Consider the following 23,889-nt stretch of genomic DNA (forward strand, 5'->3'; position numbering starts at 1 on the left):
GGAGCCCGGGGCGTCACCCCGTCCGGAAAGTGAGGGATCGCGTTCGTGCGGCAGGTGCACGAACGCACGCCGGCGGTGGAACGGCCGACGTGGGCCAGCTGTCAGCGGACAGCGGTCCCCACCGGTGGTCCCCGGGTGACGAGGGCGTGGACGAGCAGACGTGAGCGCGGTCGTGTGACGGAGCGGTCGACCGCGGAGGCGGGAGGTGCGGACGGCAGCGGCCGCAGTGCGTCGAGCAGTGAGAGGGGCAGGTGGAAGCGGTCGGCCAGAGCGCGGAGGATCTGGAAGGCCGCGCGCTCGCCGCTGGCCAGCCACAGGGCGCACAGCAGCGCCGCCACGACGTGTGCCGCGATCATGCCCCAGGAGGCGGTGCCGGTCATCGCCGCCATGTCGTGTGCGGGCTGGGCCGCGTGGGCGCCCGCCGTGTGGGCTCCGTGAGCGGTGTGCCCGAGCGCCGCTATGGCGGAGGAGCCCCCTTCGAGTCTCGGCAGCGGCATGTCGTCGGTCAGCCCGGCCCGCTCGGCCACGCCGTAGGCGCGCGCGGCAGCAGCCGTGTCGCTGTGCGGGCCGCAGAGCAGGGCGTCGGCCCATCGTCTGGCGAGCGCGGAGCCCTCCGAGGTTCCGGTGGCGGTGTGCGCCGTCCGGACGAGCGTGAACGCGCCGTGCAGGGCCGCCTGAACGGCGATGGTGAGCGCGACCACGGTGACCTGTCCCCGTTCGCGTCCGGCGACGAGCCAGGCCAGGGCGCCGACTCCTGCCGTGCACAGGCCCAGAGACCACCAGGGGAGGGGCGCATCCGACATGAGGGCATGGCCGAGGGCGGCGAGCGGTACACACACGACCGCGAAGAGCACGGACCGTGCGGCCCGAAACCGCCATCCCACCGACATACTTGCCGATCCTGGCACTGTCCCCCCGGTGCCTCGGGGCCAGGTCCCCCTCGACTCGTGCTCGTCCTCGCCACGACGCCCCGGTGGCCCGACCGCACACGCCGCCGACATGAGAGAGGTCGTACGGCGGAGCTCCGCAGTTCCCGTCGACCCGGCGGTTTCGGGAGCACCGGGGGCGTGTGGCCGGATCGCCGTGCTCCGATGCCGAGGGCCGCCGGAGCGTGCGGAACCTGGGCCCTGGGCATCACCTCGGTACCCGGGCGCGTGTCCACCGGGGTCCGACGCGTGTGGAGGAGAGAGCGATGACCGGATCACCTGAGCCCTTGGCCACCTTCTGCGGGACCTGCAACTGCGGTTGCCCGCAGCTGTTCGTGGACGAGAATGCTCCGGCCGAACGCCGGATCGTGATCACCGACGACTTCGGTCAGCGGGTGGAGATGAGCGCGGACCAGTTCGGGTCCCTGGTCGAGGAGGCCAAGGCCGGCCGCCTCGACGCAGCCGTCGGCGCATGACGGTCACGCGGGTCCGGGAACCGGGGCTTCCCGGACCCGCGCCGACCGACGGGTCCGCAGCCCGCGGTGCTCGACGCTCAGGCCACGGGACCACCCGCGAGGCGGGAGAAGGCTCCGCGGGACAGTCCGTCGGACGGCGGCGGGCTCTTGAGGTCCCTTGGCGGTCGAGCGCCGGGCCCGGGTGCCATGTGGCGTACACAGGGCAAGCTTGCGGTTGCTCGCTGGCTGCGGATGACCGGCTACGAACTGATGCACACTCGATAGGGGTGACCCGCGAGCGCAGCCAGGGCGTCCCAGGGACTCTTCAGGGACTTTCACGTCTGTCCCAGGGAGATTTCAGGGACTTCCCGCTGCGTGAACAGGGAAAATCCTGACAGCGCCGAGAACGAAACGTGCTGGTCAAGGCCCGTATTCCTACACGTTCACCCAGCATCCAGCTCCTCCCCACACGGCGCCAGGCCCGCCCGGCGCCTGGCCGTGCTCCGGCTCGACCGGTGGTGCAACGAGCGGAAGCGAGCAGGTCCGTTCCGGAACTGACCGGGACGGACCTGCGGGGGAGTCAGGAGGGGAAGGGTGTAACCGCAGATCGTGCGGCACTCAGGGGTGTCGTGCCCCGTGCTCCAAGGGGGGCACGACACCCCGCCCGTCAGATGTCCCGGAAGATCTCGATCTGCGCCCCCACCGAGTTCAGCCGCTCCGCCAGTTCCTCGTAACCGCGGTTGATCACGTACACGTTGCGGAGCACCGACGTGCCCTCGGCGGCCATCATCGCCAGCAGCACCACCACCGCCGGACGCAGCGCGGGCGGGCACATCATCTCGGCGGCGCGCCAGCGGGTGGGGCCCTCGACCAGGACGCGGTGCGGGTCCAGGAGCTGGAGCCGGCCGCCGAGGCGGTTGAGGTCGGTGAGGTAGATGGCGCGGTTGTCGTAGACCCAGTCGTGGATCAGGGTCTGGCCGTGCGCGGACGCGGCGATCGCGGCGAAGAACGGCACGTTGTCGATGTTCAGCCCGGGGAAGGGCATCGGGTGGATCTTGTCGATGGGCGCCTCCAGTTTGGAGGGGCGGACCGTCAGGTCCACCAGCCGTGTGCGGCCGTTGTCGGCGGCGTACTCCGCCGTGCGGTCGCAGTCGACGCCCATCTCCTCCAGGACCGCGAGCTCGATCTCCAGGAACTCGATCGGGACGCGGCGGATCGTCAGCTCGGACTCCGTCACCACGGCGGCGGCCAGCAGGCTCATCGCCTCGACCGGGTCCTCGGAGGGGGAGTAGTCGACGTCCACGTCGATCTCCGGGACCCCGTGCACCGTGAGGGTCGTCGTGCCGACGCCGTCGACGCGTACGCCGAGCGCCTCCAGGAAGAAGCACAGGTCCTGGACCATGTAGTTGGACGACGCGTTGCGGATGACCGTCGTGCCGTCGTGCCGGGCGGCGGCCAGCAGGGCGTTCTCGGTCACCGTGTCGCCGCGTTCCGTCAGGACGATCGGGCGGCCCGGCCGGACCTCGCGGTCGACCTGCGCGTGGTAGAGCCCGTCGGTCGCCGCGATCTCCAGGCCGAAGCGGCGCAGCGCGATCATGTGCGGTTCGATCGTGCGCGTGCCGAGGTCGCACCCGCCGGCGTACGGCAGGGTGAAACGGTCCAGGCGGTGCAGCAGCGGGCCCAGGAACATGATGATGGAGCGGGTCCGGCGCGCGGCGTCGGCGTCGATCGCCTCCAGCTCCAGCTGGGCGGGCGGCAGGATCTCGAGGTCGACGCCGTCGTTGATCCAGCGGGTGCGCACGCCGATGGAGTTGAGGACCTCCAGCAGGCGGAAGACCTCCTCGATGCGGGCGACCCGGCGCAGCACGGTGCGGCCCTTGTTCAGCAGCGAGCCGCAGAGGAGCGCGACGCAGGCGTTCTTGCTCGTCTTGACGTCGATGGAGCCCGAGAGCCGACGGCCGCCGACCACACGGAGGTGCATGGGTCCGGCGTAGCCGAGTGACACGATCTCGCTGTCGAGGGCCTCACCGATGCGGGCGATCATCTCAAGGCTGATGTTCTGGTTGCCGCGCTCGATGCGGTTGACGGCGCTCTGGCTCGTGGCGAGCGCCTCGGCGAGCTGACTCTGTGTCCAGCCACGGTGCTGACGGGCGTCACGGATGAGCTTGCCGATACGGGCGAGGTAGTCGTCTTCCATGCCTGCACGCTATCTCAGATATGAGATGAAGATCGTGCCGGGGGTGTGCGCGTCGGGTAACAACGCTGTGCCGGGCCGCGGGCGGACGCCTGATTCGAGGATCAGGCGTCCGCCCGCGGCCCGGCGTGCGGTGTTCCGCCGATCGGGTGAGTCAGCTGCGCCGACTGCGCTTGGTCGTCTTGCGCCATCCGAAGGGCCCGGGCAGGTCCATCGACGTGGTGCGCCTGCCGGTGCTGCTGTGGGTGCGCTTCGGGCCGTGCCGTCCACCGGTCGTGACGGACCACGAGCGACGGTTGATGTTCAGCCGGACGCCCGGAAGGATCTGGAAGCTCTTGCGGAATGTGAGCGGCATCTGCGCCTCCTCTGTCAGGAGTACGGGTATCCCGAAGTCGCCCGCTCATGCGTGTCTGTCGGGCCCTGTTCTCAAGCCCCCGGCCGTGTCGCCTCCTCCAGCAGTTCCAGTACATGGCGATAGGGGCGGCCCGTCGCCCGGGTCATGCCCATCTCGCAGGTCCGGTTGCACGAGGCGTGAGCCGCGTACTCCCCGGCCACGACCTCCGCCGCCTGGGCCGCGGTGGCCGATGCGGTCAGCTCGGGGTGCAGCAGCCCTCGGTCGCCGGCGAAGGCGCAGCAGCCCCAGCTGTCGGGCACGTCCGCGCGCTCGGCGACAGCCCGGCCGAGTGCGATCAGGGCGTCGCCGCTTCCGAGGTGCGCCGTCGAGCACGTCGGGTGAAGAGCCAGGGACGCCAGTCTGCGTGGCTGGGGCAGACGGGGCAGCAGCGTGTCCACGGCGAACTGCACGCTGTCCGTGAACCGCAGCGGCGCGTAGCGCCCGCGCTCCTCGGGCGGCAGCGCGTCGAGCAGCTGCGTCAGGCCGTGCGTGCAGGACGAGGCGTCGCAGACGACCGGCAGGCAGCCGCCGTCGGTCGCCTCCCACAGCACCGCCAGTGTGCGCTCGGCCATGGCCCTGTGGCCGTCCACGAATCCCTTCGACTGCCACGGCGTGCCGCAGCACAGGCCGTCCAGTCCCGGTGGGACGGAGACCGGTACGCCCGCTCTGTCGCAGAGAGAGAGGAACGCACCCGCGGCGCCGTTCCCGGTGCCGGGGGTGTCCCCCTCGGCTGCGAAGAGCGAACCGATGCACGCCGCGAAGAAGACGGCCTCGGCCTGCTCCGGAGCCCTGGCCCCGGGGCGAGGTCCGCCCGGCCGTGGCATGTCGGAGGGCCAGGAGGGCACCAGCCCGGACGCGCCGAGCCTGCGGGCGGCGCCGGCCGCCCCGCGGACCAGCGGATCCGGCAGAGCGTGCGCGACGGACAGCCCGGCACGCACTCCGCTCGCCGTCCCGGCCCAGTGACGGGCCACGGCTTTCCCGGCCTTCCGGGCGAGCGGGCCGTGCCTCTCCGCCCGCAGCCGCTTCATCACGGCGCCGGTGTCGATGGCCACGGGACAGGCCGTGAGACACAGACTGTCGGCGGCGCAGCTGTCGACAGCTGCGTACGAGAAGTCCGCGGCCAGCGCGGCGCGGAGCGTCTCGTCGCCCGCCGCCTCGGCGAGCGCCATCTCCCGCAGCAGCGCGATCCGCTGCCGGGGACTCGTCGTGGCGTCGGCGCTCGGGCAGACGGGCTCGCAGTACCCGCAGTCCACGCACCGGTCGATGTCCGCGTCGACCTGCGGCACGATCTTGAGGTGCCGCAGGTGGGCCGTGGGGTCGTCGTCCAGGACGACCCCCGGGCTGAGGACTCCGGCAGGGTCGCAGAGGTTCTTGATCTCCCTCATGACGGCGAAGAGCTCGTCGCCGTACTGGCGGCGCACATACGGAGCCATCACGCGGCCCGTGCCGTGCTCGGCCTTGAGTGAACCGCCCGCTCCCAGCACCAGGTCGACCATGTCGTCGGTGAAGCGCGCGTACCGCTCGACGTCGGCGTCGTCGTCGAAGCCCTGCGTGAGCATGAAGTGCAGGTTCGCGTCGCGGGCGTGGCCGAAGACCACGGCGTCCTCGTAGCCGTGCCGCTCGAAGAGCTCGACGAGGCTCTCGCAGGTCGCGGTCAGTGCCGGCATCGGGACGACGATGTCCTCGAGAAGTGCCGTGGTGCCCGCGGGACGGGCGCCCGCCACGGCGGTGTACAGCCCTTTGCGCAGCCTCCACAGATCCGCGCGGTCCTTCGGCGACCGTGTCAGCGCGGCGCCGCGGGAGGAGGCGGGCATGGAGCCGAGGACCGGGGACGCCGCGGCGAGCACGGTCTCCAGCTCCTCCTCGGTGTCCTCGGCGAACTCGACCAGCAGGGCGGCGTGGCGGTCGATGCGCAGCCCCTCCAGCGCGGGTCCGGGACGGTGCCCCTGCTGGGAGACCCGGAGGGAGGCCGCGTCGAGGAGCTCGGCAGTACGCACCCCGCACTCGTGAAGGGCCGGCAGGGCGTCGGTGGCGTGGGCGACGGACGGGAGCACGAGGAGGCCGGTGGCCGCGTGCGGACGCACGGGTACGGTCCGGAACACCGCTTCGGCGATGAAGCCGAGTGTTCCCTCGCTCCCGATCATGAGGCGCGTGAGGATGTCGACGGGGGCGGTGTGGTCGAGGAAGGCGTTCAGGGCGTAGCCCATGGTGTTCTTCATGGCGAACAGCCGCTCGACGGTGCGGCGGGAAGCCGTGTTGTCGCGTACCCGGTCCCGCAGGCGCACGAGGCCCTCGTGCAGGGCGGGTTCGCGGCTGCGCAGCAGCGCGTCGGCGTCAGGAGTCCCCGAGTCCACGACCGTGCCCGACGGCAGGACGAATCGCAGGGATTCCACGGTGCGGTAGGAGTTGTCCTGCGTGCCGCAGTTCATGCCGCTGGAGTTGTTGGCCACGACCCCGCCCACGGTGCAGGCTCCCTCGCTCGCAGGGTCGGGGCCGAGCCGCCGTCCGAAGGGGGCCAGTCGCGCATTGGCCTGACGCAACGTCATGCCCGGTTGTACGCGGATGCGTCGACCCTCGTCCAGGACCTCGGCGTCCCGCCAGTGCGTCCGGACGTCCACCAGCACGCCGGACCCCGAAGCCTGTCCCGACAGGCTGGTCCCACCGGACCGCAGGGTCAGGGAGCGCCCGGTGGAGCGGCAGGCGGCGATGAGTGACGCCACCTCGTCCGCGGAGGTCGCGCTGACCACCGCCTCGGGCATCAGCGCGTAGTGGGACGCGTCGTGCGCGGCGGCCCGACGGGTCAGTCCCGTGTCGAACCGCGCCGGTTGGGTGAGCGAGGATCTGAGCGCGGCGAGCGTGTCGAGGGACATGTCCGTGGACGGCTGGACGTGTGCGGGGGGCACGGGGCTCCTTGGCAGGGGACGGAGGGCAGATACGGGTGGGGTCAGCGGGCGCGCACCACGGCGCGCAACAGCGTCGCGACACGTGACGCCGTCGCGGGGGCGCCCGTCTCCAGCATCTCGATCGCGGTGTTCAGGAAGGCGACCGGCACGTGCACCGCCGGGAGTTCGGGCACGGGCTGTCCGCGGAGAACTGGAAGGTGACAGTGCACCGGGGAGCCGGTCGTCCCGACGACGTAGCCGACACCCTGGACCGGTACGGCGAGGTCCTCGTGCACCAGGACCTGCAGGCTGTGCCGCACGGTGGCGCGCGCCACCGAGAAGCGCCGGCACAGCTCACGCTCCGACGGGAGCAGCGAGCCCGCCCGCCGCCGGCCGTCGAGGATGTCGCGGCGCAGGATCTCCGCGATGCGCCGGTAGACGGGCAGGGGCTGCGGGCTCATCGTCCCGCGTGCTCTCCGAGCGCGTCCCGCAGGGAACCCCCGTGGGTTCGCAGGGCAGCGCGTGCCTTCTCGGCCGTGGTACCGGCGAGAAGGATGTGCACGGCGGTCTTGACCTCGTCGCCGGCGGCCTCCAGCGCCGCGTCGATCTGCTCGCTCTCCGCGCCCGTGGCGAGGGCGACGATGTGGTGCGAGCGCTTACGCAGCTTCTCGTTGGTCGCCTGGAGATCGACCATCAGGTTCCCGTAGGTCTTCCCCAGCCGGACCATCGTCGCCGTCGACAGGGCGTTGACCACGAGTTTCTGGGCCGTTCCGGCCTTGAGCCGGGTGGAGCCCGTGATGAACTCGGGCCCTACGACCACCTCGACCGCGATGTCGGCCGCGTGTCCGAGTGCGGAGTCCGGGCTGCAGGAGATGCCGATGGTGGCTGCCCCGAGGGCGCGCGCGTGGCGCACTCCGGCGACCGCGTAGGGGGTGCGCCCGCTCGCGGCGATCCCGCACACGACGTCCCGCGCGGTGAGCCCGATGGCCTCCAGGTGCTCGACGGCCATGGCCTCGTCGTCCTCCGCACCCTCGACCGGCAGGGTGACCGCCGAGGGGCCGCCCGCGATCAGCCCGACCACCTGACCGGGGCGGGTGTTGAAGGTGGGGACGCACTCGCTTGCGTCCAGGACGCCGATGCGCCCGGCCGTGCCGGCGCCCATGTAGACCAGCCTGCCGCCCGCCGCGAGCCGCTCGGCGGTGACGTCCGCCGCCCGGGCGATGGCGTCCGCTGCGGCGTGCACCGCTTCGGGGACCCGGGCGTCGTCCCGGGTCATCAGCCGGACCAGTTCCGAGGTGGGGAGCAGGTCGATGTCCGCGCGGTCCGGACGGTGCTGTTCGGTGGCCAGGGAGCTGAGTTCCTCGGCCGTGAGGGGTGATACGTGGGAAGGGAGCATCTCGGTTCTCTGTGTGAGGGAGGGCGGAGTGCGGGGCGGGCGGCACAGTGCCGCCCGCCCCGCACCGTCACGTCACCGCCGTGTGCGGGGCTTCAGGTCGACCGGCATGCCGGCGCGCACCGAGTCCTCGATGGCGCACAGGATGCGGGTGATCTCGATGCCGTCCTCGCCGGTCGCCAGGACCGGCTTGTCGAAGACGACCGCGTCCACGAAGTAGGCGATGGCGTCCAGGACGAAGCCGGTCAGGTGCTCGCCGGTCGGCGGGGCGTACAGGTCCGGGAAGAAACTGCGCTCCGAGGTGTAGATCTCCAGGGTGCGGTTGTGGGAGCCGTCGATGTTGACCGCGCCCTTGTCGCCGAGGATCTCCAGCTTGAGGTCCTTCACCGTCGAGTGCGTGTCCGGCAGGATCCACGCCGACTCGAAGACCGCGACGGTGCCGCTCGCGAACTCCACGGTCGCCACGTGGAAGTCCGCGGTCGGGACGCCCCGCTCGCGGAGGATCTTGTCGCGGCTCACCGCGTACACCCGGACGACCTCGTCGTCCAGCATCCAGCGGACGGCGTCGATGGTGTGGCTGGCGAGGAACCACAGCGCCGACGAGTGGCTCGCCCAGGAGAGCATGCCGGTGGCGACCGCCATGGTGTTGCTCAGGCGCGAGTACACGTACGCGGGCGAGCCGATGTCACCGCGGTCGATGGCCTGCTTCGCGGAGACCATCATCGGGTTGACCCGGTTGTGGAAGTCGACCATCAGCTTCACGCCGTTCGCCCGGGCGGCGTCGTCGATGGCGACGGCGTCCTCCACGGTCGTGGCGAGTGGCTTCTCGACGAGTATGTGCTTGCCGGCCTCCGCCGCGGCCACGGCCAGTTCACGGTGCAGGTGGTCAGGGGTGGCGATGGAGACCGCGTCGATCGTGGGATCGGCGAGCACGTCACGGAAGTCGGTCGTCGCCCTGCCCGCACCATAGGTGGTGGCGATCTCCTCGGCGCGCTCGGCACGCATGTCGCAGACCGCGGCGAAGTCGACGTAGGGGGAGCGGCTGTAGGCCTGGGCGTGCCGCTCGCCGAAGAGGCCGGCGCCGATCAGGGCGAAACGTTGGGTCTTCACGGTGGTTCAGTCCTTGCGTGTGACGGGGGAGTGATGGTCAGACGGAGCCCGGAGTCCGGGATGTCCCGGACGCGGGCGGAAGGGAACGTATGTAGGGGGCGGTGTCCGGGAGTTCGTCCGGTCTCTCCACGGACAGCCGCGCCAGGTGGGCGGCACCGTCCAGGGAGGACCCTGCGGGCGGGACGGGGCGGGCGTGGGGCGCGGCTGTCCTCAGCGCCTCCAGGAAGGGATCGGTGAGCAGGTCCCCGGCGGAGAACAGCTGCCCGCACCAGGAGACGACGGGGTCCGTACCCGAGGGCAGGGCCGCACTCACCGTCCGGGCGAGGTGTACGGCAGCGCGCCGCCAGATGTCGTGGGCGACGGAGTCGCCCCGGTGCGCGGCGCGGGCGACGTCCGGTGCGAAGGCGGCCATCCGGCCGGCGACGTCGCCGTGCGGGTAGAGCCGGCCCGGCAGGCCGGCGGGTTCCCCGAACCGCTCCACCGCGAGTTCCAGCAGGGGCGCCGAGCCGCCCGGCCGCCGGTCGTGCGCCCGCATGGCCGCTCGCAGGCCGGCGGCGCCGATCCACGCCCCGCTGCCCTCGTCGCCCAGGAGATGTCCCCAGCCGTCGCTGCGCAGCCACTGGTCGCGGAAGTCCGTCCCGAGGGCGACGGCACCGGTACCCGCGGCCACGACGGCGCCGGGCCGTATGCCGAGTGCCCCGACGTACGAGGTGACCATGTCCGAGGCGAGCACCACGCGCGGGGCGCGGAAGAGAGCCGACAGGCGGCCGAGCAGGCCGTCGGGCCGCGCGGTGAGTCCCAGCAGCCCGCTCATGCCGGCTCCCACCGCTTCGACCCGGAGGTGCGGATGAGCGGTGCGCAGGGTGTCCAGCGCCGTGGCGAGTCCGGCCAGCAGGGCGTCGGAATCGATGCCCGCGGCCGACACGGTCCGTCCCGGCGCCCGGACGACCTCGCCGGCCGTCCGGCCGTCGCTCAGCCGCACCCGGGCGCCGGTCCCTCCGATGTCCACGGCGGCCACGCAGTCGCCCGGCGCGCGGGCGTCACCCTGTGTCCCCGTGTGTGTGCCGGTGATCGGATCAGTCATGTGCGGTGCTTCCTGGGCGGGGTGCGTTGGCTCTGGAGGGCCGCGTGCGTGAGTGAGAGGGCCCGCATGCTCCGGTCGTAGGTGCGCTGGGCGATGCCCACGAACAGGCAGTCGATCGTCAGCAGCTGACTGATCCTGCTGGCCAGGGCGCCGGGACGGAACGCGGTCTCGGCCCCGGCCGGGAGCAGGACGTGGTCCGCGAGTGTGGCCAGTTGTGAGCGCGGATGATTGGTGATGGCGACGGTGGCGGCGCCCGCGTCCGCGGCTTGGCGCACGGCCCCGATCACGTCGTTGGTCTCGCCCGAGAAGGAGATGCCCACCGCGATGTCCTCGGTGCCGAGCAGCGCGGCACTGGTGAGCCCGCCGTGCACGTCGCAGTAGACGTGGCTGGGGAAGCCGATGCGCTCCAGCTTGTGGTGCAGGTCCATGGCCACGAGTCCGGAGGCCCCGGAACCGTAGATGTTGATCCGCCGTGCGCCGATCATCAGGTCGATGATCCTGCGCATCGCGTCGACGTCGAGCTGGGCCGCGGTGTCGGAGATGGCCTGCATCTCCTCGCCGGCGAGCTTCGCGACCACATCGGCCAGCGAGTCCGCCGGCGTGATGTCTCCGGTGACCTGGGGGCCGGCCGTGCCGCGGGCCGCTTCGGCCGCGAGGGCCAGGCGCAGCTCCGCGTAGCCGCGGAACCCCAGTGCCCGTGTGGTGCGCACGACCGAGGACTCGCTGGTCCCGGCCATCTCCGCGAGTTCCGCCATGGTCCGGCGTGACGCTCCGGCCTGGTCGTCGAGAAGGATCTTCGCGATGCGGACGCTGGAGGGGTTGAGACTGGGAAGCAGAGCGCGGATGCGGCTCTCCAGGCGTTCGCCACCGGGTGTGTTGACGGAATTTTCTGACGTCTTGTCGTTCATGCGGCGGAGATTACTTTCAGCGGTGGTGTGCATCAACGCTCTTCCTCGCGGACACGACGGCGGGCGTGTCGGCCGGTTCGTGCGCTCCGGGGGCGTCCTGCGCCGCCTGGCGCCGGAGGAGTCGTCCGGGGACGTCGAGCGCGACCAGCAGAACCAGGGTGACGACGCCGATCGCGGTGAGCGTGGCCATGGCCGTGCCGAGGCCCCAGGAGTCGCCCAGCACCGCCCCGAACCACGGGGCGACACCGCCCCCGACGGCTCCGATGTTGTAGACGGTGCCCATGCCTGAGGCACGGGTGCGGGCGTCGAAGAAGTCGTAGAGGTACTTGGGGAGCAGGCCGGAGATGCCGAAGTTGGTCCCCATGAAGCAGAAGAGGAGGGCCACGAGCGCGATCGTGTGGTCGGCGCCGACGGCGAAGACGGGGAAGAGGAAGGCCAGCGAGACGAAGAGGGTGCCCGCGTAGGTGCGGGCCGTGCCGAACCGGTCGCCGAGGAAGCCGGAGGCCGCGGTGCCGATGACGGTGCCGAGCCCGGCGTAGAACATGATGTCGCCCGTCGTCCCGCGGTCGTAGCCGATGGACTCGAGATAGGCCGGCATCAGCCCGGACACGGGCCAGTTGGTGCAGAAGGCCAGGAAGACGACCACGATCAGCATCAGGGTGACGGGAAGCCTGCGGCGTCCGAAGAGCGCGAGCGCGGAGAACCTGTGCTCCGTTCCGGGCTCCCGGGTGGCGGCCTCCCACTCAGGGGATTCCGGCGCCGACCGGCGGATGTAGACCGCGACGAACACCGGCAGGATGCCGAGGAAGAAGAGGGCGCGCCAGCCGAAGTTCTCCACGACGGGTGCGTACACCTGGGCGGCGACGAGGCCCCCCACGGCGAAGCCCGTGATCAGGAACGCGCTCGCCTTGTTCTTGAGGTGCCGGGGCCAGCTCTCCACCGCGTAGGTGCTGCTCGCGCTGTACTCACCTGCCATCCCGATGCCGACGACCAGGCGGAAGACGAAGATGGCGGCGAAGCTCCAGGCGAGCCCGCACAGGAACGTGCCGGCCGAGTAGAGCACGATCGACCAGACCATGGCCGATTTACGTCCGTACCGGTCCGCGACGGATCCGAAGAGGGCGCCGCCCAGCCAGCGGGAGCCGAAGGTCGCCACCAGAAGGGTGCTGGCGGTGGCGAGTGAGACGTCGAACTCGGCCGAGATGTCGCTGAGGACGTAGGTGAGCAGGACGAAATCGAAGCCGTCGAGCATGTAGCCGATCCACGCGGCCAGAAGCGCGCGCAACTGCTCCCGGCCCAACTGCCGGAACCATGGCTTCTTCCTGGCTGGGCTCACAGACGACAACACGTACCTCCGAGGAGTGCGACTCACCGCTGGGGGAGATGTCGGGGCAGGGGGCATGGGGGGCATGGACGAGGAAGGCCGGGTCTCCGGGGAACGGAGGGGACACGGACGAGGTGCGGTGGAGTTTTCCGCCGCATCGATATCGACTGGTGGAGATTAACTTCGCACGATGGCGCGATTCAACCCCTGTTCACGTATTGGTCGGTCGCCGATCGGGGGCGGGCGCGTCGAGGTGTGCGCGGAGGAGGAGCGGCGGTGGAGTGTCACCATTCGCTGCGCTGTTCGGCTTTGAGGCGTGCCGCATCGGTAAGTCGCCTGCTGGAGGGGCGAGTTGATGTGTACGCCGGAGTAGGTGCACGGTTGCGAGGGTGCGGCCCGGCTTGGCGGGCGCCCGGTCGCGGTCGGCTGCTCGGGCCCTTCGGGCCCCCGCGGGCGGAGGGGCGACGTGCCGGGGGAGCGGTGCCGGCGCGTCGGGCGCCAGGTGTGCGCCGACCCGGGATCGCGGCCGCAGCCCCCGGTGGATCGCGCGCACCGGCCCCGCGCGGCCGTCGAACGTGTACGCGCCGGACGCGGACGCGGCCGCGGAGCGGGGGTCCGTCAGGCGCGGTGGCCGGTGCTCATGCCGGCCGAGGGCGGGTTGCCGGTGTCGTCCGGGCCGCTGCGGGCGATACCCCTCCGGCTGGGGTCCGGTCCCCGCAGGGCGTTGGCGAGCGGCGCGGCCACGTGCCACCCCGTCGCCTCGTACAGGGCGCGGCCCGCCGTCGTCGACGCCAGAAGGCCCACCGTGGCGCCCCGTTCGGCGGCCGTTCCGGTGAGGGTGCTCATGACCGCCCGGCCGAGCCCGCGGCGCCGGTGGGCCGGGTGGGTCTCCACCCTGTCGACGACGGCCGTGGTGCCGTCGACCGAGACCTGGCCGTGCGCGGCGGTGGTGCCGTCGGGATCGTGCACCCGTGCGTGGGCGACGCCGGAGCGGGTCCAGGTGCGGAGCCGGTAGCCGGTGGGGAGCGGCGGCGGGGTGCGGACGGCGTCGTGACGCAGGGCGGTGGACATGAGGAAGCCGGGCGTGCCGGTGAGGGTCCAGCCCGGGGCGATCCAGGTGGCGAGCGACTCGGCCGGCACGAAGGCCTTGAGCCTGTCGCCCGGGCCGGTGGCGCTCGCGGTCAGCTCCCGTACGGTCGCCTCGTCGGCGGCGGGCAGGACGTGGCTCACGCGGTGGCCGGGGAGTCCGATCGTCACCGTGAAACCCCAGGGCTTCACGCCCGGTTCGCCGGCGCCGCGCGAGAGGGCCCAGCCGTGGACCCACGCCCGCACGGCCTCGGAGGTGGTGGTGAACAACATGCCGGCCTTCTCTGGGCGGGGGTGGTCGTCGTGAGTGTGCGGCTGCCTGTCCGGGGGGCCGGGGTGCTGCGCACGGTGAGCGCTCGTCACGCTCGGGCACACCGGTCCGCCCGCACCGCCGAGGACGTGGCCCCGTCGGATTCGGACGGGATCCGTCCGGCCCCTGGTCGTGGCCGTGCGTCATCGCGGAGTGGCGCCGGACACGGACTCCCGGGCATGACCGCGCGGCGGCGATGTACTAGAGTTATCTCGACATCGAGATATCTGCCGAGGCGCACCGCAGCCGCCGCTCAGTAAGGGTTACCTAACTAACCCTTACCTTAGCGGATCGTGGGGGCCGCAGGCGGCGCCGGCCGCACATGAGGCGCGGCGCGGTTGAACGCGCACATTGAAGAAGGAGACTGTCGTGTCGGCGAACAGCTTCGACGCCCGCAGCACGCTGCAGGTGGGCGACGAGTCGTACGAGATCTTCAAGCTGGACAAGGTCGAGGGCTCCGCGCGCCTCCCTTACAGCCTGAAGGTGCTGCTGGAGAACCTGCTCCGTACCGAGGACGGCGCGAACATCACCGCCGACCACATCCGGGCGCTGGGCGGATGGGACTCCCAGGCCCAGCCCAGCCAGGAGATCCAGTTCACGCCGGCTCGCGTGATCATGCAGGACTTCACGGGTGTCCCGTGCGTCGTGGACCTCGCCACCATGCGTGAGGCCGTGAAGGAGCTCGGCGGCGACCCGGCGAAGATCAACCCGCTGGCCCCGGCCGAGCTGGTCATCGACCACTCCGTCATCGCCGACAAGTTCGGCACGAAGGACGCCTTCGGCCAGAACGTCGAGCTGGAGTACGGCCGCAACAAGGAGCGCTACCAGTTCCTGCGCTGGGGCCAGACCGCCTTCGACGAGTTCAAGGTCGTCCCCCCGGGCACCGGCATCGTCCACCAGGTCAACATCGAGCACCTGGCCCGCACGGTCATGGTCCGCAACGGCCAGGCGTACCCCGACACCCTCGTCGGCACCGACTCGCACACCACCATGGTCAACGGCCTCGGTGTGCTGGGCTGGGGCGTCGGCGGCATCGAGGCCGAGGCCGCGATGCTCGGCCAGCCGGTCTCCATGCTCATCCCGCGCGTCGTCGGCTTCAAGCTGACCGGCGAGCTCCCGGCCGGCACCACCGCCACCGACCTCGTGCTGACCATCACCGAGATGCTCCGCAAGCACGGCGTCGTCGGCAAGTTCGTCGAGTTCTACGGTGAGGGCGTCGCCGCCACCTCCCTCGCGAACCGCGCCACCATCGGCAACATGTCGCCCGAGTTCGGCTCCACCGCCGCGATCTTCCCGATCGACGACGAGACGCTGAAGTACCTGCGCCTGACCGGCCGCGACGCGCAGCAGGTCGCGCTCGTCGAGGCGTACGCCAAGGAGCAGGGCCTCTGGCTCGACCCGGCCGCCGAGCCCGACTTCTCCGAGAAGCTGGAGCTCGACCTGTCCACGGTCGTCCCCTCCATCGCCGGACCGAAGCGCCCGCAGGACCGCATCGTCCTCGCGAACGCCAAGGCGCAGTTCGCCCAGGACGTGCGCAACTACGTCGCGGACGACGAGGAGGCGGGCAAGGAGTCCTTCCCGGCCTCCGACGCCCCGGCCGCCTCGAACGGCGTCCCGTCGAACCCGGTCACCGTCACCGCCCCCGACGGCACGACGTACGAGCTCGACCACGGCGCCGTCACCGTCGCCGCGATCACCTCCTGCACCAACACCTCGAACCCGTACGTCATGGTCGCCGCGGCGCTCGTGGCGAAGAAGGCCGTCGAGAAGGGCCTGACCCGCAAGCCGTGGGTCAAGACCACCCTCGCCCCGGGCTCGAAGGTCGTCACCGACTACTTCGACAAGGCGGGCCTGACCCCGTACCTCGACAAGGTCGGCTTCAACCTCGTCGGTTACGGCTGCACCACCTGCATCGGCAACTCCGGCCCGCTGCCGGAAGAGGTCTCCAAGGCGGTCAACGACCACGACCTGGCCGTCACCTCGGTGCTCTCCGGCAACCGCAACTTCGAGGGCCGGATCAACCCCGACGTCAAGATGAACTACCTGGCGTCCCCGCCGCTGGTCGTCGCGTACGCCATCGCCGGCTCGATGAAGGTCGACATCACCAAGGACGCCCTCGGCGTCGACCAGGACGGCAAGCCCGTCTTCCTCGAGGACATCTGGCCGACCGAGGCCGAGGTCAACGACGTCGTCGCCAACTCCATCGGCGAGGACATGTTCAACAAGTCCTACCAGGACGTCTTCGCAGGCGACGCCCAGTGGCAGGCGCTGTCGATCCCGACCGGCAACACCTTCGAGTGGGACTCCGAGTCCACCTACGTGCGCAAGCCCCCGTACTTCGAGGGCATGACGATGGAGACGACCCCGGTCGAGGACATCACCGGCGCCCGGGTGCTCGCCAAGCTCGGCGACTCGGTCACCACCGACCACATCTCCCCGGCCGGCGCCATCAAGGCCGACACCCCGGCGGGCAAGTACCTCACGGAGCACGGCATCGAGCGCCGTGACTTCAACTCCTACGGCTCGCGCCGTGGTAACCACGAGGTCATGATCCGCGGCACGTTCGCCAACATCCGCCTGCGCAACCAGATCGCGCCGGGCACCGAGGGCGGCTTCACCCGCGACTTCACGAAGGACGACGCCCCGGTGTCGTTCATCTACGACGCCTCCCAGAACTACCAGGCCGCGGGCACCCCGCTCGTGATCCTGGCGGGCAAGGAGTACGGCTCCGGCTCGTCCCGTGACTGGGCGGCCAAGGGCACCGCGCTCCTGGGCGTCAAGGCCGTCATCGCCGAGTCCTACGAGCGCATCCACCGCTCGAACCTCATCGGCATGGGCGTCCTCCCGCTCCAGTTCCCGGAGGGCCGGACCGCCGAGTCCCTCGGCCTCACCGGCGAGGAGACCTTCTCCTTCACCGGCGTGACCGAGCTGAACGACGGCACCACGCCGCGCACCGTCAAGGTCACCACCGACACCGGTGTGGAGTTCGACGGCGTCGTACGCATCGACACCCCCGGCGAGGCGGACTACTACCGCAACGGCGGCATCCTGCAGTACGTGCTCCGCAGCCTGATCCGCAGCTGACGCACCGCGAAGTGAGCGAGGGCCGCACCCCGGGGGTGCGGCCCTTCGCCGTTAGGCTCGACGGTCTGATGAAGAACAACCTCACCTCGCCGGCGGCCAAGGCCGGACACGAGTCCGTGCGGCGTCACAACCTCAGCCTGGTCCTGCGGACCGTCCGTGACGAGGGCGAGGTCACCCGGGCCCGGGTTGCGGGCCTCGTGGGGCTCACCAGGGCCGCCGTCTCCTCCCTCGTCGAGGAACTGCTCTCGCTGGACTGCCTCAGCGAGTCCGGCAAGACCTCCAGCGGATCGGCCGGGCGCCCCGGCACCGTGCTCAAGCTGTCCCGTACGGGGCCGGCCGGGCTGGGGGTGGAGATCAACATCGACTACGTGTCGGTGTGCGCCGTCGACCTCACCGGCACCGACCGGGTCCGGGTCACCGAGCACACCGACCACCGCGACGTCCCGCCCGCCGAGGTGCTGGCCCATGCCGCACGCCTCACCAACCGTGTCATCGCCTCCACCCGGGAACAGGAACTGCGCGTGGTCGGCGTCGAACTGGCGCTTCCCGGACTCGTCTCCGGCGGAGTCGTCCGGCAGGCCCCCAACCTCGGCTGGAGCAGAGTCGCAGCCGAAGGCATCTTCGGGCAGGCGCTCAGCACCCTGCGCCCGGCCGGCCGGGCACTGGCCGTCGGCTCCGGCAACGAGGCCAACCTGGCGGCCCTGGCCGAGCTGTGGTTCGGCGGGCTGGGCGACGTGCGTACCTTCCTCTATCTCACCGGTGAGACCGGCGTCGGCGGCGCCCTCGTGGTGAACGGCGAGATACTGCGCGGCGCCCACGGGTTCGCCGGCGAGATCGGCCACGTCGTCGTCGACCCGCAGGGCCCGCTCTGCCGGTGCGGCGCGCACGGCTGCCTGGAGCAGTACGCGGGCCGCGCCGCCCTGCTGCGGGCAGCCGGCATCGACCCCGGGACGGGCGTGCGCGGGATCGCCGAGCTGGAGCAGCGGGCGACGGCCGGGGAGAAACGGGCCGTCACCGCGCTGCACGAGGCGGGGGACCGGCTGGGCGTGGTCCTGGCCGGTGCGGTCAACCTCTTCGATCCGGAGGCGGTCGTGCTGGGCGGCATCTACCGCGGCCTGATGCCGTGGCTCGAGGGCCCGGCGGACGCCCAGCTCACCGCCCGGGTGGTCTCCGGCCGCTGGCACGAGAGCGGCAGCCGGCTGCGGGCCTCGTCCCTCTCCGGTGACGCCGCCCGCGGTGCGGCGGCCCGGGTGGTGCACGACGTGCTGGACAACCCGGCCGCACTCGCCGTGCGGTGAGGGCCGGGTTCCGCCGGCGGGACGAGAGGGTCAGATGATGCGGAAGGGCTCGCCGCACACGACGTCGACGCCTTGGTCGGTGAGGCACTCCTGAACGCTGACCTTGCCTATGAGCGTGAAGCTCTCCTTCGTGACGGCCCCCTTGCCCGACGCGCTGACGCTGGTGAGGACCTCGCCGCCGTCACCGCTCTCGGAACGGATGTTCACGCGGGCGCCGTAACCGTCGTCCGCGGTGTCCTTGACGGTCGCACCGACGGAGTAGGTGCGGATCTCGGGGGCGGCGAGCCAGGTGCCCGTGGCCTGTACGCCGGCCACGTCGGCGACCGTGCCGGCTGCGGCCCACGGGTTCTGGGCGACGGCGGCGCCCGCCGTCTGTGCGAACAGGCCCGCGGTGAGGAGTGCGGCAGCCGTGAGGGTGACCGAGGTCTTCAGTGCGGTGGTGACGGGCACGGGGGTTCTCCTTGTGTTGAGGCGTGACTCGACCACTGCTCGGGACGGCCGGCGACGGCCTCGCACGCCACGCCCGCCCCCGAGGCGCCATGAACGTACACCTGGGGGTGCGTTCCCGTGGTGTCCACCAGGGGAATCGAGCCATTCCCGAGGGCCGTCCGAGCAGGGTTCCCGGCCCCGGACGCGGACCGGGGGCGTACGCGCGGAGTCCACGCGTACGCCCCCGGGCGGGAGTCGGGCTGCCGGTCAGGCCTTGTGGGCCGCGATCAGCTGCTGATACCAGCGGTAGCTGTCCTTCGGGGTGCGCTCCAGGGTGTCGTAGTCGACCCGGATGATCCCGAACCGCTTCGCATAGCCCAGCGCCCACTCGAAGTTGTCCAGCAGCGACCACACGTAGTACCCGCGGACGTCGACACCGGCGTCCATGGCCGCGCGCAGGGCCGTCAGATGGGTGCGCAGGTACTCCACCCGGTCCGCGTCGTGGACCGAGCCGTCCGCCTCGACGCCGTCGAACTCCGCCGAGCCGTTCTCCGTGATGTGGACCGGCGGCAGCGCGTCGCCGTACGTCTGCTTCAGCGCGGTCAGCAGATCGGTGAACGACTCCGGGACGACCGGCCAGCCCATGGCCGTCCTGCGGACGTCCGGATAGGTCCCCTCCGCGTACCGGTTGTCGGTGGCCACACGGAGCGCCGGGTCCGCCTCGCGGTGCGGGGCGGCGCCGACGACGATCGGCCGGTAGTAGTTGATGCCCAGGAAGTCCATCGGCTGGGAGATCAGCTCCAGGTCACCCTCGCGGCGGAAGTCCTGGCCGGTGATCAGCTCGCCCCAGGTCTCCTCCTCGGTGGCCGGGTAGCGGCCCGCGAGGAGCGGCTCGGTCCACACCAGGTTGTGCTGGGTGTCCGCGCGGACGACGGCGGCGAGGTCGGCGTCCGACTCCGTGGCCGGGACGTTGCGGTCCAGGTTGAGCGTGATGCCCGCCTCGCGGACACCGGCAGCGCGCAGCGCGGTCATCGCGTGCCCGTGGCCGACCAGCAGGTGGTGCGCGGCGGCCAGCGCCCCGCGGCCCTCCTGGGCGCCCGGCGCGTGCCGGCCGACCGAATAGCCGAGGAAGGCGCTGCACCACGGCTCGTTGAGGGTGATCCAGCGCGGCACCCGGTCGCCCAGGTGCTCGGCGACGATCGCCGTGTACTCGCCGAAGCGCTCTGCCGTCTCCCGTACGCGCCAGCCGCCCTTGTCCTCCAGGGCCTGCGGCAGGTCCCAGTGGTAGAGGGTGGCGGCCGGCTCGATGCCCGCCTCCAGGAGCGAGTCGACGAGCCGGGAGTAGAAGTCCAGCCCCTTGGGATTGACCGCCCCGCTGCCCGTGGCCTGGATCCGGGACCAGGCGATGGAGAAGCGGTACGACTCCACACCCAGGTCGCGGAGCAGCGCCACGTCCTCCGGGTAGCGGTGGTAGTGGTCGCAGGCGACGTCACCCGTGTCGCCGCCGTCGGTCCTGCCGGGCGTGTGGCTGTAGGTGTCCCAGATGGACGGGCCGCGGCCGTCTTCCTCCACGGCGCCCTCGATCTGGTACGAGGCCGTGGCAGCGCCGAAGACGAAGCCGGGCGGGAAGACCGGGAAGTCACTCATGGGAACCCTTACTTGACCGAGCCGCCGGTGATCCCGGCGGCGATGTACTTCTGGGACAGGACGAGGAGGACCGCTGCGGGCACCGCGGAGAGCACGGAGGCGGCCATGACGGAGCCCCAGTCGCCGACGTGCGCCCCGATGTACTGGTAGATGCCCAGCGTGATCGGCTTGACGTCGTCCGTCGTGTTCAGCGTCAGCGCGAACATGAAGTCGCTCCACGCGTAGAGGAACGAGAACAGCCCGGCGGTGATCAGCGAGTTCCGGCTCATCGGCAGGACGACCTGGACGAACGTACGGATGCGGCCCGCTCCGTCGACCTCTGCGGCCTCGATGACCTCACGCGGGATCGACACCATGAACGAGCGCATCAGCACGATCGCGAAGGGGATGCCCAGGGAGGCGTCCGCCAGCATCAGGCCGAAGTAGGAGTTGACCAGGCCGAGGTCCACGTACGCGCTGTACAGGGCGTTGGCGATGACGATGCCCGGCACCATCTGGGTGATGAGCGTGCCGAAGACGATCGTCTTGCCGCCGCGCAGGTTGAACTGCGCCAGCCCGTAGGCCGCCGGTGCCGAGATCGCCAGGCAGATGGCCACGGCGCCGAGCGCCACGGCCAGCGAGGTGAGCAGGTTGCCGCCCTGTTCGGTGAGGGCGGACGTGAAGCCGGAGAAGTCCACGCCGCTCGGGACGGGGCCCACGTCGACCAGGCTCGCGTCCGGCTGCAGCGCGGTGTTGACCATCCAGTACAGCGGGAACAGCATGACCGCGAGCACGACGACGCCGAAGGCGGTCGCACCCCAGCGGCGCTTGGGCCGGTGGACGGCGGGAGCCGGGGCGGCGGTGATCTGGGTGGTGGTCGCCATGCCGGTCACTTCCCCTCGTTGCGGTTGACCCGCAGGTAGAACACCGCGAAGACGGCGGAGATCAGGATCAGGATGTTGCCGACCACGGCTCCGGCCCCGAAGTCCATCTGGACGAAGGAGTTCTGGTACGTGAGCGTGCCCAGCGTCTGGGTGGAGTCGGCGGGGCCGCCGTCGGTGAGGGCGAGGACCAGATCGAGGATCTTGACCGTCGACATGAAGCCGAGCACCAGCACCACGGTGATGACGGGCTTGAGCATGGGCAGGGTGACCGAGCGGAACGTGCGCCAGGCGGAGGCGCCGTCGAGCGCGGCGGCCTCGTTCAGCTCCTTGGGGACCTCCTGGAGGCCGCCGTAGAGGATCACCATGTTGAACGGGATGCCGATCCAGATGTTCACCAGGATCACCGAGATCAGCGCCATGCTCGTGCTCGTCAGCCAGGGCGTGTCACCGGGGAGGCCGATGGTGCCCAGGAAGGAGTTGAGCACACCCGTGTCCTGGTCGAAGATGCGTCGCCAGACGATGCCGGAGACGACCATGGGGACCAGCCACGGCAGCAGGATCAGCGAGCGCAGGATCCCGTTCAGCGGGAAGCGGCGGGTGAAGAAGACCGCGAGTGCCAGACCGATGCAGAACTGGCCGAGGAGCGATCCGACCGTGAAGAGGATCGTCTGCCAGAGGGCCTTGCCGAACAGTCCGTCGCTGAAGACGTTGTCCCAGTTGTCGAGGCCGTTGAACGGCGCCTCGCCGGTGAAGAAGGTGGACGGCGAGTAGTCCTGGAAGCTCATCACGATGTTGCGGACGAGCGGGTAGCCGAAGAACAGCGCCATGAAGATCACGGCGGGGGCGATGAACCCCCACTGCGCGAGCGACTTGCGCCGCCGGGCGCTCCGCGGGTTCACGGGCTTCCGGACCGCTCCGGCGTCGGCGGTCCTGGTGCCGGCCGGCGGCGCGGCGGCTGAGGTCGTGGTGGATGACATGGCTCGTTACCTCAGTTCCCGCTCGTGACCTGCTGCTGGGCACGCTTCAGAGCGGCCTCGCTGGACTCGCCGGTGAGCGCGGACTGGAAGGCGCTCTGCAGGGCGAGCGAGACGGACGACCACTGCGCGCCGACCTTCGCGGTACGCGAGCGGGCCGTGGCGACCTGGTCGGCCAGCGCCGCCAGCTCGGGGGTCTTCTTCCGCCAGGTGTCGGCCGCCTTGGTGTTGGCCGGGACCATCCAGCTGTTGATGGCGTAGGAGATCTCCTCCTGCTCGCCCGACATACAGCCGATGATCTTGGCTGACATCTTCTCGCGTTCGGTGTCGCCGGTGTTGGGCACGGTGAGCACGCCGCCGCCCAGCGGGCCGACCGAGTCGTCGCCCGCCTCGGGGACGGGGATCTCCGCGATGCCCCAGTCCAGCCCCTTCTTGGAGTTCAGGGTCTCGACCTGCCACGGGCCGTTGATCATCATGGCCGCGTTGCCGGCCATGAACTGGTCGTTCACGTCGGCCTGGGTCCAGTTGACCGTGGACTTGGAGAGCGAGCCGTCCTTCAGGAGCGCCTTCCAGTAGTCCAGGGCCCCGGCGACCTCGGGTGTGTCGAGCTTCGACTCGTCACCGCCGTTGGACCACATGAACGGGGTGAACTGGAAGACACCGTCCTCCGCGCCGCCCGCGCTGAGCGCCAGGCCGTACCGCTTGCCCTGGGTCAGCTCCTTGGCGGCCGACCGCATCTCGGCCCAGGTGGTGGGCACCTCCAGGCCGGCCTTGTCGAAGGTGTCCTTGTTGTAGAACAGCGCGAGGGTGTTCACCGTGCGCGCGGCCCCGTAGTACTCCCCGTCGAACGAACCGAAGTCGACGATGCCCTCGGGGATGTCCGTCGTGGTCAGCCCGAGGTCCTTGAGCGGTATCAGCCCGCCGGCCTCGGCGAACGTCGGCATCTCGGAGGCGTCCAGCTGGAGGACGTCCGGCAGCGACTTCGAGGACGCCATGCGCAGCGCCTTCGTCATCAGCTGCGCCGCCGGCACGCTCTGCTGCTCGATGGTGACCCCGAGCTCCTTGCTGCAGCGTTCGAGGGTGTCACCGTCCCAGCGGTGGTAGGACTCGTCGGTCGAGGAGTTCATGACGGTGTAGACGTCCTCGTCCCGTTGCTGTCCGCAGCCCGACAGAACGGTGCCGGCGACGATCGCGGAGACGACGGTGAAGGGGACGACGAGGCGCCTGGTGCGGCGGCCGGGGCGTCGTATCCGTCCGTCCGGGGAGGGTTCTGTCACGGTGGTGCCCTTGCGGTGAGAGGGGGGCCGGGGTCCATGGGAACGCTCCCACGGACTGGTGGTCAAGACCCTGCGCGGATTCGGCGTGGTCACGGCAGGGAGGGTCCGGGGCGCCCGGTGGTGGTGCCGGGTGCCCCGGGGGGTGGGTCAGCGGATGCCCAGGAGGTGTTCCATGGCGAGCTGGTCGAGGGCTTCGAAGGCCATGGAGCGTTCTGCTGCGGTGGTGGGGTCGAAGGTCTCGTAGGCGGTGG

At 71.0% G+C, this 23,889-nt stretch carries 19 protein-coding genes; 3 read left to right on the forward strand and 16 right to left on the reverse strand.

Going from position 1 to position 23,889, the window contains the following annotated elements; translation table 11 throughout:
* Positions 1-101: 101 nt before the first annotated feature.
* A complete protein-coding gene (locus tag ACFC51_RS33450; RefSeq protein WP_376532517.1) occupies positions 102-803 on the reverse strand; it encodes a hypothetical protein in 702 nt (233 codons plus the stop codon).
* A gap of 389 nt (positions 804-1,192) precedes the next feature.
* On the opposite strand from ACFC51_RS33450, the gene ACFC51_RS33455 reads away from it, so the two are divergent.
* Positions 1,193-1,402: a hypothetical protein gene (locus tag ACFC51_RS33455; RefSeq protein ID WP_376532519.1), complete on the forward strand. Its 210-nt coding sequence runs from the start codon at positions 1,193-1,195 to the stop codon at positions 1,400-1,402.
* 646 nt (positions 1,403-2,048) lie between these two features.
* Here ACFC51_RS33455 and ACFC51_RS33460 read toward each other — a convergent pair.
* The 10 genes from ACFC51_RS33460 to ACFC51_RS33505 all read right to left on the reverse strand — a co-directional run bounded on the left by ACFC51_RS33460 (position 2,049) and on the right by ACFC51_RS33505 (position 14,029).
* Positions 2,049-3,578 (reverse strand): helix-turn-helix domain-containing protein, encoded by a 1,530-nt coding sequence (locus ACFC51_RS33460; RefSeq protein WP_376380143.1) that lies wholly within the window; start codon positions 3,576-3,578, stop codon positions 2,049-2,051.
* A 151-nt stretch (positions 3,579-3,729) separates the two neighbouring features.
* Positions 3,730-3,930: a DUF4236 domain-containing protein gene (locus ACFC51_RS33465; RefSeq protein ID WP_327113347.1), complete on the reverse strand. Its 201-nt coding sequence runs from the start codon at positions 3,928-3,930 to the stop codon at positions 3,730-3,732.
* A gap of 71 nt (positions 3,931-4,001) precedes the next feature.
* On the reverse strand, positions 4,002-6,872 hold the full coding sequence (locus ACFC51_RS33470) for an FAD-binding and (Fe-S)-binding domain-containing protein (protein ID WP_376532521.1): 2,871 nt from the start codon (positions 6,870-6,872) through the stop codon (positions 4,002-4,004).
* Positions 6,873-6,913: 41 nt separating this feature from the next.
* Positions 6,914-7,312, reverse strand: coding sequence for a GntR family transcriptional regulator (locus ACFC51_RS33475; protein WP_376381273.1), 399 nt, complete (start codon positions 7,310-7,312; stop codon positions 6,914-6,916).
* On the reverse strand, positions 7,309-8,247 hold the full coding sequence (gene murQ, locus ACFC51_RS33480; protein ID WP_376532523.1) for an N-acetylmuramic acid 6-phosphate etherase: 939 nt from the start codon (positions 8,245-8,247) through the stop codon (positions 7,309-7,311). The genes ACFC51_RS33475 and murQ overlap by 4 nt, the downstream gene beginning before the upstream one ends.
* A 72-nt stretch (positions 8,248-8,319) precedes the next feature.
* Positions 8,320-9,354 carry a Gfo/Idh/MocA family protein gene (locus ACFC51_RS33485; protein ID WP_376532525.1) on the reverse strand — a complete coding sequence of 345 codons (1,035 nt, stop codon included), beginning with the start codon at positions 9,352-9,354 and terminating at the stop codon, positions 8,320-8,322.
* 37 nt (positions 9,355-9,391) lie between these two features.
* Entirely contained in the window at positions 9,392-10,438 is a 1,047-nt protein-coding gene (locus ACFC51_RS33490) for an N-acetylglucosamine kinase (RefSeq protein ID WP_376380189.1), read from the reverse strand.
* Positions 10,435-11,346 (reverse strand): MurR/RpiR family transcriptional regulator, encoded by a 912-nt coding sequence (locus ACFC51_RS33495; protein WP_376380192.1) that lies wholly within the window; start codon positions 11,344-11,346, stop codon positions 10,435-10,437. Before ACFC51_RS33495 ends, ACFC51_RS33490 begins: the two co-directional genes overlap by 4 nt.
* A gap of 16 nt (positions 11,347-11,362) precedes the next feature.
* The gene (locus ACFC51_RS33500) at positions 11,363-12,682 is read right to left on the reverse strand and encodes an MFS transporter (protein ID WP_376380195.1); all 1,320 of its coding nucleotides are present in this window, start codon (positions 12,680-12,682) and stop codon (positions 11,363-11,365) included.
* A 606-nt stretch (positions 12,683-13,288) separates the two neighbouring features.
* Entirely contained in the window at positions 13,289-14,029 is a 741-nt protein-coding gene (locus tag ACFC51_RS33505) for a GNAT family N-acetyltransferase (RefSeq protein ID WP_376380198.1), read from the reverse strand.
* 406 nt (positions 14,030-14,435) lie between these two features.
* On the opposite strand from ACFC51_RS33505, the gene acnA reads away from it, so the two are divergent.
* A complete protein-coding gene (gene acnA, locus ACFC51_RS33510; RefSeq protein ID WP_376532527.1) occupies positions 14,436-17,150 on the forward strand; it encodes an aconitate hydratase AcnA in 2,715 nt (904 codons plus the stop codon).
* Between the two features lie 68 nt (positions 17,151-17,218).
* Positions 17,219-18,448 (forward strand): ROK family protein, encoded by a 1,230-nt coding sequence (locus tag ACFC51_RS33515; protein WP_376380204.1) that lies wholly within the window; start codon positions 17,219-17,221, stop codon positions 18,446-18,448.
* 30 nt (positions 18,449-18,478) lie between these two features.
* On the opposite strand, the gene ACFC51_RS33520 is transcribed toward ACFC51_RS33515, so the two are convergent.
* From ACFC51_RS33520 to ACFC51_RS33540, 5 genes are all read right to left on the reverse strand, one after another.
* Complete coding sequence (locus tag ACFC51_RS33520) at positions 18,479-18,898, reverse strand: hypothetical protein (RefSeq protein ID WP_376380206.1); 420 nt, start codon at positions 18,896-18,898, stop codon at positions 18,479-18,481.
* Between the two features lie 246 nt (positions 18,899-19,144).
* The gene (locus tag ACFC51_RS33525; RefSeq protein WP_376532529.1) at positions 19,145-20,524 is read right to left on the reverse strand and encodes a GH1 family beta-glucosidase; all 1,380 of its coding nucleotides are present in this window, start codon (positions 20,522-20,524) and stop codon (positions 19,145-19,147) included.
* Between the two features lie 8 nt (positions 20,525-20,532).
* On the reverse strand, positions 20,533-21,387 hold the full coding sequence (locus ACFC51_RS33530) for a carbohydrate ABC transporter permease (RefSeq protein WP_376532531.1): 855 nt from the start codon (positions 21,385-21,387) through the stop codon (positions 20,533-20,535).
* A 5-nt stretch (positions 21,388-21,392) separates the two neighbouring features.
* Positions 21,393-22,364, reverse strand: coding sequence for a carbohydrate ABC transporter permease (locus tag ACFC51_RS33535; RefSeq protein ID WP_376532533.1), 972 nt, complete (start codon positions 22,362-22,364; stop codon positions 21,393-21,395).
* A gap of 11 nt (positions 22,365-22,375) precedes the next feature.
* A complete protein-coding gene (locus ACFC51_RS33540; RefSeq protein ID WP_376380216.1) occupies positions 22,376-23,638 on the reverse strand; it encodes an ABC transporter substrate-binding protein in 1,263 nt (420 codons plus the stop codon).
* Between the last annotated feature and the right edge of the window lie 251 nt (positions 23,639-23,889).

Source organism: Streptomyces sp. NPDC055962 (genome assembly GCF_042270185.1).
Classification (GTDB): Bacteria; Actinomycetota; Actinomycetes; order Streptomycetales; family Streptomycetaceae; genus Streptomyces.

Bases quoted from the DNA above. Each gene is read 5' to 3' on its own strand.
- ACFC51_RS33450 (WP_376532517.1), bottom strand. From the start codon at position 803: ATGTCGGATGCGCCCCTCCCCTGGTGGTCTCTGGGCCTGTGCACGGCA.
- ACFC51_RS33455 (WP_376532519.1), top strand. From the start codon at position 1,193: ATGACCGGATCACCTGAGCCCTTGGCCACCTTCTGCGGGACCTGCAAC.
- ACFC51_RS33460 (WP_376380143.1), bottom strand. From the start codon at position 3,578: ATGGAAGACGACTACCTCGCCCGTATCGGCAAGCTCATCCGTGACGCC.
- ACFC51_RS33465 (WP_327113347.1), bottom strand. From the start codon at position 3,930: ATGCCGCTCACATTCCGCAAGAGCTTCCAGATCCTTCCGGGCGTCCGG.
- ACFC51_RS33475 (WP_376381273.1), bottom strand. From the start codon at position 7,312: ATGAGCCCGCAGCCCCTGCCCGTCTACCGGCGCATCGCGGAGATCCTG.
- murQ (WP_376532523.1), bottom strand. From the start codon at position 8,247: ATGCTCCCTTCCCACGTATCACCCCTCACGGCCGAGGAACTCAGCTCC.
- ACFC51_RS33490 (WP_376380189.1), bottom strand. From the start codon at position 10,438: ATGACTGATCCGATCACCGGCACACACACGGGGACACAGGGTGACGCC.
- ACFC51_RS33495 (WP_376380192.1), bottom strand. From the start codon at position 11,346: ATGAACGACAAGACGTCAGAAAATTCCGTCAACACACCCGGTGGCGAA.
- ACFC51_RS33505 (WP_376380198.1), bottom strand. From the start codon at position 14,029: ATGTTGTTCACCACCACCTCCGAGGCCGTGCGGGCGTGGGTCCACGGC.
- ACFC51_RS33515 (WP_376380204.1), top strand. From the start codon at position 17,219: ATGAAGAACAACCTCACCTCGCCGGCGGCCAAGGCCGGACACGAGTCC.
- ACFC51_RS33525 (WP_376532529.1), bottom strand. From the start codon at position 20,524: ATGAGTGACTTCCCGGTCTTCCCGCCCGGCTTCGTCTTCGGCGCTGCC.
- ACFC51_RS33530 (WP_376532531.1), bottom strand. From the start codon at position 21,387: ATGGCGACCACCACCCAGATCACCGCCGCCCCGGCTCCCGCCGTCCAC.
- ACFC51_RS33535 (WP_376532533.1), bottom strand. From the start codon at position 22,364: ATGTCATCCACCACGACCTCAGCCGCCGCGCCGCCGGCCGGCACCAGG.